Here is a 12,018-nt window from a genome sequence, read left to right on the forward strand (position 1 = left end):
CCAACCCCACACGACCACCGGCACAAGCCAAGAACCACGCGGCGCAAGCCGCACCGCACCGCAACCACACACCGCGCCCACCCACCAAGCCGCACCCGGCATACAGCGAACCGCACAGCGCAGCGCCCCGCGCTGGCGTGCTGCGGCACAAATCCAGCGCGGGACCCTACGGTGCCCACCTGAGAGGTCAGCCGTCCCGCGCAACACCCCCGTGAAGCGGCAACCCCGCGTTTCCTTCCGCACCCCGCGAAGGGGCCCCGCAGTCGCGGTTCGAGTTGATGCAGGTCACCGCCCTGGACATCAACTTCTCGGGCATGACGTTGATGAAGTCACCGTGATCCGTCAGCGGCTTGTGCAACTGCTCGGGGAAGCTGTCCACGGCGAACGGTGTGTCCTCCGGGATGCCCCCGCCCGTCGGCACGTCGTACGCGATCCGCTGCTGGAGCTGTGGGATGGCGCGGAAGCCGTCGGGGCACGTGCCGTCCTCGCGCGCGAAGGCCACGTGGTCGCGGTGGTTGCCGCTGTCCGTGTTCTGGCCGTCCCAGCAGCTCTGGAAGTTGAAGGTGCGCACCACCTGGGCGCCCTCGGGACACAGCGGATACTTGTCCTTGAGCTGCCGGTCCTCGAACCCCTCACAGCTCCAGGAGGCGTTGGCGTTGGCCGTGCCGTTGGTGAACGACTTCGCGTCCCCGGTGATGATGCGCAGGAAGCGCGGCATCTCGGTCACCTCGCTCACGGGGCTCCCCTTGAAGGTGAGCGAGACGGAGGCGGGGCTGAGGACGGAGCCGATGTTGCCGTCGTGGGCGCCGCCCGGCTGGTGGCCGCCCTCCTGTTCGCCGTCCAGCGCGCGGAGGACGGGCCAGTAGTGCGTGGAGCGGTCCTCGTTGTCGCAGGTGGTGTCAGCGGCGGCGAGGCTCTCGTCCGTGGAGAAGGCGTCCGTCGACACGTTGCCCACGTAGTCGTGCACGTGGTGGGCGCCGTTGCTGACGCCGGGCGCGGCGATGACGTTGTCGGAGTTGAAGTGGCCCTCCTCGTTCGTGCCGCACTCGGTGGTGAAGCTGCCCGTGGACGCGTTCTCGCCCTCCTCGGGCGCTGGTACGTTCGGCTCGACGGTGGTGATGTCGACGAAGTCCTCGGCGACGGGCCCGCCCTGCTGCCCCTGGCCCCCGCCACCCTGACCCCCGCCACCCTGGTCGTCGCCGCCCGCCGCTCTGTCCTCTCCGTCCTCCTTCACCCCGCACGAGCGCATCCGCTCCAGCGCGCCGGGCCGCGCGGCGCCCCGCTCCGCTATCGCGTCCGCGATGGCGGCGATGGTCCTGGTGCGCTGGGCGCGCAGCCTGTCGAGGACGGGCGCGGTGCCCGTCGCCTTCGCGGAGTCCTGCCCGTCGAGCCCTTCGAGCTTGCCGTACGCCTCCGCGACCTGCGCGTCCAGTCTCGCGAGGCCCTTGGCGACGTCGACCCGCGCGCCGCGCGGCACCTTGTCCAGCGCGAGCCCGACGTCCGGGCAGTCGACGGTGAGCGTACGGGCGGCGGGCTCGGCGTCCGTGCCCGCCGAGGCCCCGTTGCCGGGTCCGGCCGAGGCGTTCGCGGCGACGACCGCGATCCCGCCGCCGCCCAGCGCCAGCGCCGAGGCGATGGCGACGGCCTTGCTCGCCGTCCGCGAGCGTTTGTGGGGGTGCTGTCTCATGTGGCGTTCACTCCACTTCGGTTCAGCTTCGGTACTGCGCGTTGTCAGTTCAGCGCGTCGAAGTCCACGAGCCCCGTGTCCTCCAGGACCGTGATGTGGTCAAGGACGACGGCGTTCGCCCTGGTGGCGAGGGCCCGCACCATCGAGTTGCGGGTCTCGTGCCGCACGATCCCGACGAGGCCGAAGACCTTGCCGTGCGCGCGGCGCAGCAGGTTGACGAAGGTCCGGTCGTACGCGTCGCCCTGGGCCGCGTTCATCTGGGCGAGCCAGCCGCGCTGCTGCGCGGTGGGCTGGTTGGGCAGGCTGATGCCCAGCGCCCTGCCCGCTTCGACGGACCGCCGGTCGAGTTCGCTGTGCCCCTCGACGAGGTGGTCGCCCGCGGTCTGGACGGACTCGCGTTCGCCGCGCTCCTGGGCCTCGCGCCCGGAGGGCAGTTCCCACAGCCCGGCGAGCCGCACCTTGCGCACGAAGTCCCGGTCCAGCGCGGTGAGCGGACCGTAGGGCGTGCTGACGGTGCCGCCGCCGTCGTCGTCCCAGCCCTGCCGGGCCGCGGTGACGGAACGGTTGCCGTTGAAGGTCTGGAGGGGCAGCAGCAGCGCCGTGAGCGTCGCCACCAGGGCGACGACGACCAGTGCTGTGCCGACGGCCCGGCCGGACGCGAGGTATCTCGTGAGGGGCCCGCCGATGATGTACCGCATGAGCCGCCCTCCTCTCCGCACCCGGCTCCGCGTCCGACGCGTCCGACGCGTCCGACGCGTGCGTGCCATGCGTGCCGTGCGTCCCGTACGTCCTTCGAGTGCTCTGGGACGCTAAGCCCGGGGGAGGGGGCGGAGGCGGCGCTTCTTCGTCACCTGACAAAGACCGCTTCGGGCCCGCGGATCGCTGCTACATTGCCGCCCCGCCACCCGCGGGCGGTACGGGACCGTCAGCGTGCGTAGAGCTGCTCGATCTCGGCCGCGTACATCCGCGTGATCGCACTGCGCCGCAGCTTCAGCGACGGCGTCATCAGCCCGGAGTCCACGCTGAACTCCTCGGACAGCACCCGGTAGGTGCGGATCGACTCGGCGCGGGAGACGACGGTGTTGGCCGCCGCCACGGCCCTGCCGATCTCGTGGTCCAGCTCGTCGTCGAGCGAGTGGCCCCGCGCCTCGCCGTGGGCGCGGTGGCGTTTCCAGTGCTCCAGGGCCTCCGGGTCGAGGGTGAGCAGCGCGGCGACGTACGGGCGGTCGTCGCCCACCACCAGGGCCTGCGAGACGAGGGCGTGCGCGCGCAGCCGCTCCTCCAGGACGAGGGGCGAGACGCTCTTGCCGCCGCTGGTCACGATGATGTCCTTCTTGCGCCCGGTGATGACCAGATAGCCGTCGTCCTCCAGGTGCCCCACGTCCCCCGTCGCCAGCCACCCGTCGCGCAGTACCGCGTCCGTGGCCGCCGGGTCGCCCACGTACCCGGAGAACAGCATCTCCCCGCGCACCCACACCTCGCCGTCCCGCGCGATGTGCACCGAGGCGCCCGGCATGGGGCGGCCCACGGTGCCGAAGCGGGGCCGCCCGGGCGGCTGGGCTGTGACGGCTGCCGTGGTCTCGGTGAGCCCGTACCCGTCGTAGACGGTGATCCCGGCGCCCGCGAAGGTGAGCCCGAGTTCGCGGCTGAGCGTGGACCCGCCCGAGACGACGTTGCGGGTACGGCCGCCCAGCACCTCCCGCAGTCTCCGGTACACCAGCCGGTCGTAGAACGCGTGCCGTGCGCGCAGCGCGGCCCCAGGGCCAGGGCCCTCCTCCAGCGTCTGCCGCTCCACGGCCTCGGCGTAGCGCGCCGCGGTCTCGGCGGCCTGCTCGAAGAGCCGTCCCCTGCCCGTCTCGTCGGCTGCGCGCCGGGCCCGCTCGAAGAGCTTCTCGAAGACGTACGGGACGGCGAACACGCACGACGGCCTGAACGACTGGAGCGCGGGCAGCAGTTCGTCGGCGCCCAGCTCCGGCTGATGCCCCATCAGGATGCCGCCGCGCAGGCACATGACGGTCACCATGAGCCCGTAGATGTGGCACAGCGGCAGGAACACGAGGACGGAGGGCTGCTCGTCGCGCTCGGCCATCAGGCCGCGCCAGCCCGCGAGGAGGTTGTCGCACTCGAAGGCGAGGCTGGAGTGGGTGATGACGCAGCCGCGCGGCGGGCCGGTGGTGCCCGAGGTGTAGACGACGGCGGCCGTCGTGCGCGGGGTGACCGCCCAGCGGTGCCGGTGCACCTGCTCGTCGCTGACGACGGTGCCCGCGTCGCTGAGCGCCTTCACACAGCCCGCGTCGAGCTGCCACACCCGTTGCAGCTCCGGCAGCCCGCCGCAGGCGGCGCCCAGCGTCATGGCGTGGTCCTCGTGCTCGACGACGATGGCGCGGGCCCCCGAGGTGGACAGCACCCACCGCAGTTGCTCGGCGGAGGACGTCGGGTAGACGGGCACGACCTGGGCGCCGACGGTCCACAGCGCGAAGCTGAAGAGCGTCCACTCGTAGCACGTGCGGGCCATCACGGCGACGGGGTCGCCGAACCGCACACCCTCGGCCAGCAGCCCCTTGGCCAGCGCGAACACCTCGTCGCGGAAGGCCGACGCGGTCACCTCGCGCCACTGTCCCCCGTCGGACGGGTCGCGGCGGGCCACCTGGAGCAGCCCGGGTTCGCGCGCCGCCGTCTCGAAGACGGTGTCGGCCAGCCCGCCGGACCGCAGGGGCTCCACCATCGGCGGCACACTGAACTCCCGCACGGCACGCCCCCTGGTCCTCATCCACCGCTACCCACTCGCCACATTCAGTGACGGAGGCCGCAAGTTACCCGGACGGGACCAAGATGCCTAGGGGGGTTGTCGTGTCTTCAAGGTCCTGTCCGTCTCATGTCCGGATTTCACCGCTCGGCGGCGCTGGGTGTGGTGAGTTGGCGCGGTACGGACGTGTCAGGAGGGGGCGCCGGCCGTACGGTGAGTGCGCGCGGTGTGGCATGTTCACGACGCGTTGCTCCCGTCGGTCTCCCACGGGCCGCGGAAGGCCCCCGGCGAAAGGACCCGCCCCGTGCGACGCGTTCCGCTCCCCCTCGCGACGGCCGCCGCGCTCGCCCTCGCCGTCACCCTCGCGGCATGCCCGGCAGCGGCTCGGTGGCTCTGGCCAGGGGGAGAGAAGAACGGCCGCACCCGAGGTCTGTAGCGGTTTTATGCGTCCATGACGTGACGGTGAGTAGGGTCGGGCTTGTGCAGCTTCGTTACAACTACCGGGTCTACCCGGATGCCGCCCAGTGCCGTGCGCTGGCGAAGGCGTTTGGGTGTGCGCGTGTGGTGTGGAACGACTGTCTGCGTGACCGGAGGGAAGCGCACGCGGCGGGGCTGCCGTATGTGACGTCGGCCGAGCTGTCGCGGCTGCGCATCACCCAGGCCAAGCGCACCGCCGAGCGCGCCTGGCTCGCCGAGGTCTCCGCCGTTGTCCTGCAACAGTCCCTGCGGGATCTGGATGCCGCCTACAAGAACTTCTTCGACTCGGTCACGGGCAAGCGGCCCGGCCGCAAGGCCGGTCCGCCCCGCTACAAGTCGAAGAAGGACACCCGGCAGTCGGTCCGCCTCAACGCCAACGCCTTCTCCCTCCCCGGCGACGGCAGGGTGTATGTGGCCAAGGTGGGCCACCTCAAGGTCAGGTGGTCGCGTCCGCTTCCGGCGGCCCCGACTTCGGTGACCGTCACCAGGGACGGCGCGGGCCGGTACTTCCTCAGTTTCGTCGTGGAGACCGAGCCCGACATCCTCCCCGTGCTGGGGACAGAGGCCGGTATCGACCTCGGGCTGTCCGTCTTCGCCGTCCTCTCCGACGGCTCCAGGATCGCCAGCCCCCGTTTCCTGCGCCGGGCGGAGAAGAAGCTCAAGCGTCTTCAGCGGGAGCTGTCCCGCAAGGCGAAGGGGTCGAAGAACCGGGCCAAGGCCCGTGCCCGGGTCGCGCGCCAGCACGCCAGGGTGGCGGATAGGCGCCGGGACTGGCACCACAAGGCATCCACACGGATCATCCGCGAGAACCAAGCGGTGTATGTGGAAGACCTCGCGGTCTCCGGTCTCGCCCGCACCCGGCTGGCCAAGTCCGTGCACGATGCGGGATGGTCCGCATTCGTGGGCATGCTGGAGTACAAGGCAGCTCGTCACGGCCGCACCTTCACCAGAGTGGACCGCTTCTTCCCCTCCTCCCAGGTCTGCTCGGTCTGTGGAGTGCGGGACGGTCCCAAGCCCCTGCACGTGCGGGAGTGGACGTGCGGCGAGTGTGGCACGGTGCATGAGCGTGACCACAACGCGGCCCGCAATGTCCTCTTCGAGGGACGCCGTATCGTCGCCGCCGGACGGACGGAGACACCAAACGCCTGTGGAGCGCCGGTAAGACGGGCACCCGTGCCCGCACAGCGCCGTGAAGCAGGAAGCCCCCGGAAGGGCCAGACGGCCCAGGCCGGAATCCCTGGACTTTAGGCCAGGGAGCACGTCAAGCACAGTCACGTACGCTGGAGGCATGCGCTTCATCGATCCGGGAACCGGCGGTCACGCGGAGACATCCCCGGTGCCTTACGACCTCACGTACGACGACGTCTTCATGGTGCCGAGCCGCTCCGCCGTCGGCTCCCGGCAGGGCGTGGACCTGTCGGCCCCGGACGGGACCGGCACCACCATCCCGCTCGTGGTGGCCAACATGACGGCCATCGCGGGACGCCGGATGGCCGAGACAGTCGCCCGGCGCGGCGGGCTCACGGTCATCCCGCAGGACATCCCCCTCGATGTCGTCACCGAGGTCATCGGCTGGGTCAAGCAGCGGCATCTCGTGCTCGACACCCCGATCACCCTCACCCCAGCCCAGACCGTCGCCGACGCGCTGTCGCTGCTCCCCAAGCGGGCGCACGGCGCGGGCATCGTCGTCGAGGACGAGCGGCCCGTCGGCATCGTGACGGAGTCGGATCTGACCGGCGTGGACCGCTTCACGCAGCTCTCCGAGGTCATGACCCGCGATCTCGTGGTGGTGGACGCGGACATCGACCCCCGCGAGGCGTTCAACCGGCTCGACGCGGCCCACCGCAAGCTCGCCCCCGCCGTGGACGCGGACGGAAAGCTTGTCGGCATCCTCACCCGCAAGGGCGCACTGCGCGCCACCCTCTACACCCCGGCGACGGACGCGGAGGGCAGGCTGCGCGTCGCCGCGGCCGTCGGGATCAACGGCGATGTCGCGGGCAAGGCCAAGGCCCTCCTCGCCGCTGGCGTGGACACCCTCGTCGTGGACACCGCGCACGGCCACCAGGAGCGCATGATCGAGGCGCTGCGCGCCGTGCGCTCCGTCGATCCGCAGGTCCCGGTCGTCGCGGGCAACATCGTCTCGGCCGAGGGCGTGCGCGATCTGATCGAGGCGGGCGCCGACATCATCAAGGTCGGCGTCGGGCCCGGCGCCATGTGCACCACCCGCATGATGACGGGCGTGGGGCGCCCGCAGTTCTCCGCCGTCCTGGAGTGCGCGGCCGAGGCCAGGAAGTACGGCAAGCACGTCTGGGCCGACGGCGGCGTGCGCCACCCGCGCGATGTGGCCATGGCCCTGGCCGCCGGTGCGTCGAACGTCATGATCGGCTCGTGGTTCGCCGGTACGTACGAGTCGCCGGGCGATCTCCAGCAGTCAGCCGACGGGCGGTACTACAAGGAGTCCTTCGGTATGGCCTCCGCCCGCGCCGTGCGCAACAGGACGAGCGAGGAGTCCGCCTACGACCGCGCCCGCAAGGCGCTCTTCGAGGAGGGCATCTCCACCTCGCGGATGTTCATCGACCCGTCGCGCCCCGGCGTCGAGGACCTGATCGACGGCATCATCGCGGGCGTCCGCTCCTCCTGCACCTACGCGGGCGCGGCATCGCTGGAGGAGTTCGCGCAGAAGGCGATCATCGGCATCCAGAGCGCGTCGGGCTACGCGGAGGGCAAGCCGCTGCACGCGAGCTGGTGACCTCCGCTGTCCGGCAGGAGCACGGGCACGGGTACGGGTACGGATTCGGCCTGAACCGAATCCGTACCGGACACCGGCAGCCCCGTGCTGCCATGTGCCGCATGAGGACCTACACACGAGACGACCACAGCGGCACAGGCCCCGGCGAGATCACCCCCGACGGGTGCTCCGTCGAGATGTACGCCCGCCTCCCCGAGAACGGCGAGACCGGCGTCATCGCCGCCGCCGTCCCGCGCGGCAGCACGACCCTCCTCGAACTCGGCGCGGGCGCGGGCCGCATGACGCGGCCCCTGCTGGCACGCGGCTTCCACGTCACCGCCGTGGACGAGTCGGCGGCGATGCTCGCGAAGGCGGCCGAGCTGGCCCCCGACGGTGCGGCCCTGCGGACGGTGTGCGGCGCCATCGAGGACCTGCGGCTCGACGAGCGCTTCGACGTGGTGACCCTGACGTCGTTCCTGGTCAACACCGCCGACCCGGTCCAGCGCGAGGGCATCCTGCGTGCGTGCGCGCGCCATGTCGCCGACGACGGCTGCGTGATCCTCCAGCGGGAGCGGGACGGGCTGCACGAGGACTTCGTGCCGGGGGAGGAGTGGACGAGAGGCGGCATGACGATCCGCTCCGCCGACAGGGAGCCCGTGGGGGAGGGGGTGGCCCGGATCCGCTTCGAGTACGCCTTCGAGGACGCGGAGTGGAGCCAGACCTTCTACTCGTACTTCCTGTCACGGCCCGACTTCGAGGCCGCACTCGCGGCGGCCTCCCTCACCCTGGACGCCTACCTCACCGACGACGGCTGCTGGGCCCGCGCCGTCCCCGTGCGGGGTGTGTCCCGCTCCGTGTGAGGGCTGCGGCGCCGGTCGCGAGGAGGAGCACGGCGGCCACGACCCAGGGCACGAGGTCTCCAGCGCCCGCGCCCGTCCCCGTCTCGGCGAGCCCTTCGCCGTCGCGCTGCTCGCTCTTGTGGTCACCGGTACCCTGCGGCGTACGGGGCGTCGGCCGCACGGGCGCGTGCTCCTCGCCGTCGAGCGTGACCCGTACCGTCGCCGCCCCCTCCCGCACCGCGCCCACGGTCACCGTCGTCGCCCCCGACACGAGCGTGTCACCGGCCGCCAGCGCGCCCACCCTCGCCGGGTCGCCCTCGCTCGGGCCGGTGTCGACCAGCTCGGACTCGGCGTAGTCGCCACCCCGCACGCGGTACGCGAAGACGCCGTCCACCTCCGTGTCGAGCGCGCCCGACGCGCGGCGCAGCTCCAGGAGGAGCCGGTCGCCGCCGTCGAGCGGCACCTCCAGGGCCCGCACTCCCTTCGCGGGGCCGTGGAGTGGCCGCAGCCCGTACGTACCGGACTCCGCCACCCGCAGGGACTCCGCGCCGAGCCAGCCGGCGTGCGCCATCTCGGGCGCGGCCAGCCCCGCCGCCGCGCCCCCGCCGCCCATCGGCGTCTTGTGGCTGGTGCCGTCCGTCTCCGTGCAGTCGTCCAGCGCGCCGTCGGGGCAGTCGAGGCGCATGTGGTGGCCGAGGCCGAGGTTGTGGCCGATCTCGTGGACGAGGGAGTCGTACGAGAGGTCGTCCGGCATCCAGCTCGTCGAGCCCTGGACGCTCGCGAGCCCCGACCATCCGCAGTCCGCGTCCCGCGCGGGGAACACGATCGACAGGTGGTCGTAGTCGGCCTCGGTGACGCCGCGTGCGGCGAGCTGCCGCTCCGTCTCCTCGGCCATACGGGCGTCGTCGCAGCCCGCGGCCCGCATGGGCAGGTCCAGCGGGCCGATGACGGGGGCGTCCCCTGAGGGGACGAAGCGGGCCGCGCCGCGCGAGACGGCGCGGTAGTAGGAGTCGAGGGAGCGGGCGGCGCCGAAGTAGGTGTCCGTGAGGGTGGCCTCCAGCGTGGCGGCGTCCCGGAGACGGCTGTCGCGGAAGTTCACCATCACCACGGCGACCCTCCGCTCACCCGAGACGGCCTGCCCCTGCGGTATCGGCTCCCTTTCCTCGGCTTCCCCGGTGCCGGTGCCGCTCTCGCCGCCCGTCGCCGTCGACGGTACGGCCAGTACGAGCACGGCGACGGTGAGGAGGACGACGAGGACCGCCAAGCCCGTACGGCCACGTTCCCGCTCGCCTTCCCGCTCCCGCATGAGGGAGCGGAGGCGCTGGCGCGAGGGGAGCGGCATCGGGTTCCTCCGGCGGACGGCTCGCGAAGTGACCAGGGCAGCGATCAGGGCCTGGAAGACCTGAAGGTAGGGCCCACGGCGGACTCCTGGACAGGGGGCCCGAAGCGCTTAAGCCGCAGTTATGGCTGATTTAGGGGTCGTGGCGGGCCGTGTTCTACTGCTGCTGTGCCACTGAACGATCTCGACGAACGCATCGTCCACGCCCTCGCGGAGGACGCCCGCCGTTCCTACGCCGACATCGGGACCGAGGTCGGCCTCTCAGCCCCCGCCGTCAAGCGCCGCGTGGACCGGCTCCGTGCCCAGGGTGCCATCACCGGCTTCACCGTCCGCGTCGACCCCGCTGCGCTGGGCTGGGAGACCGAGGGGTTCATCGAGATGTACTGCCGCTCCAACACCTCGCCCGAGGCCATACACCGCGGCCTCTCCCGCTACCCCGAGGTGGCCTCAGCGTCCACGGTGACCGGCGAGGCGGACGCCATCGTCCAGATCTTCGCGTCCGACATGCGCCACTTCGAGCGCGTCCTGGAACGCATCGCGGGCGAGCCCTTCGTCGAGCGCACGAAGTCGGTCCTCGTCCTCTCTCCGCTCCTGCGCCGCTACTCTGCGGGCCCGCCCGCGTCCGCCTGAGCCCTCCCCGGGCGCAGAGGGCTCCGGCCTCGTACCGCCGTCACGAGACCGGAGCTGTGACCCCGTCCCCTGGACCGCTGCCGACGGTTTCCCCGGGGGACGGGGGTCTTATGGGGCGACGGTGGTGAGTTGGAGGGTGCGTCCTCCGACGAGGGGTGCGGTGAGGATGACGGTGCGGCCGTCGTGTTGCAGTGCTTTGCCGATGCGGGTGTGGCGGGCGTGCCACCAGTGGCGGGGTGCGAGCAGGGTGGATACGCAGTCGCGTGTTTCCCCGTCGACGGTGATGCGTTCGCCTTTTTCGCGGAGGCGGAGGGGGTGGCAGGCGTGGGCGGTGAGGAGGGTGGCGAGGTTGCCTTCCATGATTTCGATGATCTGGCCTCGTGGCATGGGGCGGGGGTAGCTGGTGAGGATGGCGGGTCCGTGGGGGAGTTCGTACATGAGGCGTACGGCGCGGTCCTGGATGCGTCGCATGACGAAGCGCTGCTGCTGGCCGTCGAGTACGGCGACGGGGAAGCCCGATGTGGTGGCCCAGCCGTGGGGGTCGTAGAGGACGTCGTCGGGGTCGGCGGGGATGAGGACGGTGTGGTCGCGGGGCACGGGCATGCTCCAGGTCAGTTGGGGGTGGGGGTCACGGGTTGCGCACCACGCGCAGGGTGGGTGATGGTTCGGCGTCCGGCTCGGGGTCGGACTCGACGGCCTCGGTGTCGTTAGCGGGGCGTTTCCCGGCACCCGTGAAGACGGTGATGGCGCGGGCGACGGTCTCACCGGTGACGTCGGCGCGGATGGCGGCGAGGGGGAGGTAGGCGCCGTGTCCGGGGCACATCCACACCGGTTCGTGCCAGGGGTAGCGGGCTGTGGGCAGGTAGCGGACGACAGGGCCCACGTGACCGCCGCCCTCGACCGCGCACTGGGGGCGTGTCACTGGTCCGCCTCCGGCGCCTGCTGTTGGCGTACGGCGTCCAGCGCGGCCCGCAGTGCCTCCGGCGGGGTGCGGGTGTGGTCGTTGCCGTTCAGCCAGTGCACACCCGGACCCTGTCTGCGCTGCGGCCCTGGCATGAACAGCCACGCGCCGATGCTCAGGTACTCGGTGCCCGCCCCGAAACCGTCGCCGGTGTCGTACGGGACGAGGAAGACGAAGTCCCCGTCGTCGTAGTACACCGCAGCGGCGTCGCCGAGCTGGGCGAGCGCCGGTCGGCCCAGCGTTGCAGGCATGTAGGGTCGGACCGGAGCGCCCTGTCTGTCTTGTCGGCAGGTGGGTTTCTCCGGTCCGCCCTCCGAACCGGACGTGCGACTTTCACCGCATCCGGCTCTCCACGGATTTATGCCGTTGGAGCGGGAAGTTCGAGTTCCCGGCTCGTCCATGGTGTGGGGATACTGTGGCCCCGGTAGCGGTACCGGGTTACCGGTACCGCGTGTGGCCGGAACAATTCGAGTTTCCCTTCCCTGATCTGCCAGTCTGGCCAGAACCGGCGGCGCAGGGTCTTCCACCTCAGCTTCGGATGTCGCTTGCGAATCCATCCGGTGACCCGCCACCACATGAAGTGGTCGAGGTATTGGAAGGTCGCTTTGGAC

Annotated in this window: 12 protein-coding genes; 5 read left to right on the top strand and 7 right to left on the bottom strand. The window is 71.5% G+C overall.

What is annotated here, in order from left to right; genetic code table 11:
* Nucleotides 1-187: 187 nt before the first annotated feature.
* The 3 genes from ACYVOO_RS15165 to ACYVOO_RS15175 form a co-directional block, all read right to left on the bottom strand.
* Nucleotides 188-1,687: a DUF1996 domain-containing protein gene (locus ACYVOO_RS15165; protein WP_461016160.1), complete on the bottom strand. Its 1,500-nt coding sequence runs from the start codon at nt 1,685-1,687 to the stop codon at nt 188-190.
* 44 nt (nt 1,688-1,731) lie between these two features.
* The gene (locus ACYVOO_RS15170) at nt 1,732-2,385 is read right to left on the bottom strand and encodes a DUF4142 domain-containing protein (RefSeq protein ID WP_461016161.1); all 654 of its coding nucleotides are present in this window, start codon (nt 2,383-2,385) and stop codon (nt 1,732-1,734) included.
* A 227-nt stretch (nt 2,386-2,612) separates the two neighbouring features.
* Nucleotides 2,613-4,436, bottom strand: coding sequence for an AMP-dependent synthetase/ligase (locus ACYVOO_RS15175; RefSeq protein WP_461016162.1), 1,824 nt, complete (start codon nt 4,434-4,436; stop codon nt 2,613-2,615).
* 301 nt (nt 4,437-4,737) lie between these two features.
* On the opposite strand from ACYVOO_RS15175, the gene ACYVOO_RS15180 reads away from it, so the two are divergent.
* The 4 genes from ACYVOO_RS15180 (at nt 4,738) to ACYVOO_RS15195 (ending at nt 8,498) form a co-directional block, all read left to right on the top strand.
* On the top strand, nt 4,738-4,869 hold the full coding sequence (locus ACYVOO_RS15180) for a hypothetical protein (protein WP_461016163.1): 132 nt from the start codon (nt 4,738-4,740) through the stop codon (nt 4,867-4,869).
* 44 nt (nt 4,870-4,913) lie between these two features.
* Entirely contained in the window at nt 4,914-6,158 is a 1,245-nt protein-coding gene (locus tag ACYVOO_RS15185; RefSeq protein WP_461016164.1) for an RNA-guided endonuclease InsQ/TnpB family protein, read from the top strand.
* Nucleotides 6,159-6,198: 40 nt separating this feature from the next.
* On the top strand, nt 6,199-7,659 hold the full coding sequence (locus ACYVOO_RS15190; RefSeq protein WP_461016165.1) for a GuaB1 family IMP dehydrogenase-related protein: 1,461 nt from the start codon (nt 6,199-6,201) through the stop codon (nt 7,657-7,659).
* 101 nt (nt 7,660-7,760) lie between these two features.
* Nucleotides 7,761-8,498, top strand: coding sequence for a class I SAM-dependent methyltransferase (locus ACYVOO_RS15195; RefSeq protein ID WP_461016166.1), 738 nt, complete (start codon nt 7,761-7,763; stop codon nt 8,496-8,498).
* Here the strand turns inward: ACYVOO_RS15195 and ACYVOO_RS15200 are convergent.
* The gene (locus ACYVOO_RS15200; protein WP_461016167.1) at nt 8,437-9,819 is read right to left on the bottom strand and encodes a metallopeptidase domain-containing protein; all 1,383 of its coding nucleotides are present in this window, start codon (nt 9,817-9,819) and stop codon (nt 8,437-8,439) included. The two genes, ACYVOO_RS15195 and ACYVOO_RS15200, sit on opposite strands and share 62 nt — an antisense overlap.
* A gap of 165 nt (nt 9,820-9,984) precedes the next feature.
* Between ACYVOO_RS15200 and ACYVOO_RS15205 the strand changes: the two genes are divergently transcribed.
* Nucleotides 9,985-10,446: an Lrp/AsnC family transcriptional regulator gene (locus ACYVOO_RS15205; RefSeq protein WP_461016168.1), complete on the top strand. Its 462-nt coding sequence runs from the start codon at nt 9,985-9,987 to the stop codon at nt 10,444-10,446.
* 108 nt (nt 10,447-10,554) lie between these two features.
* Here ACYVOO_RS15205 and ACYVOO_RS15210 read toward each other — a convergent pair whose 3' ends face one another.
* From ACYVOO_RS15210 to ACYVOO_RS15220, 3 genes are read right to left on the bottom strand one after another with little or no spacing between them, the layout of a single operon-like run.
* Nucleotides 10,555-11,043, bottom strand: coding sequence for a hypothetical protein (locus tag ACYVOO_RS15210; protein WP_461016169.1), 489 nt, complete (start codon nt 11,041-11,043; stop codon nt 10,555-10,557).
* Nucleotides 11,044-11,074: 31 nt separating this feature from the next.
* Nucleotides 11,075-11,368 carry a hypothetical protein gene (locus ACYVOO_RS15215; RefSeq protein WP_461016170.1) on the bottom strand — a complete coding sequence of 98 codons (294 nt, stop codon included), beginning with the start codon at nt 11,366-11,368 and terminating at the stop codon, nt 11,075-11,077.
* Nucleotides 11,365-11,658, bottom strand: a complete 294-nt coding sequence (locus ACYVOO_RS15220) for a hypothetical protein (RefSeq protein WP_461016171.1) — start codon at nt 11,656-11,658, stop codon at nt 11,365-11,367. Before ACYVOO_RS15220 ends, ACYVOO_RS15215 begins: the two co-directional genes overlap by 4 nt.
* Between the last annotated feature and the right edge of the window lie 360 nt (nt 11,659-12,018).

This window comes from Streptomyces daliensis (assembly GCF_054782395.1).

Excerpts from the sequence above, each read along its gene's own strand:
- ACYVOO_RS15220 (WP_461016171.1), bottom strand. The coding sequence starts at position 11,658 with ATGCCTGCAACGCTGGGCCGACCGGCGCTCGCCCAGCTCGGCGACGCC.
- ACYVOO_RS15170 (WP_461016161.1), bottom strand. The coding sequence starts at position 2,385 with ATGCGGTACATCATCGGCGGGCCCCTCACGAGATACCTCGCGTCCGGC.
- ACYVOO_RS15165 (WP_461016160.1), bottom strand. The coding sequence starts at position 1,687 with ATGAGACAGCACCCCCACAAACGCTCGCGGACGGCGAGCAAGGCCGTC.
- ACYVOO_RS15200 (WP_461016167.1), bottom strand. The coding sequence starts at position 9,819 with ATGCCGCTCCCCTCGCGCCAGCGCCTCCGCTCCCTCATGCGGGAGCGG.
- ACYVOO_RS15195 (WP_461016166.1), top strand. The coding sequence starts at position 7,761 with ATGAGGACCTACACACGAGACGACCACAGCGGCACAGGCCCCGGCGAG.
- ACYVOO_RS15190 (WP_461016165.1), top strand. The coding sequence starts at position 6,199 with ATGCGCTTCATCGATCCGGGAACCGGCGGTCACGCGGAGACATCCCCG.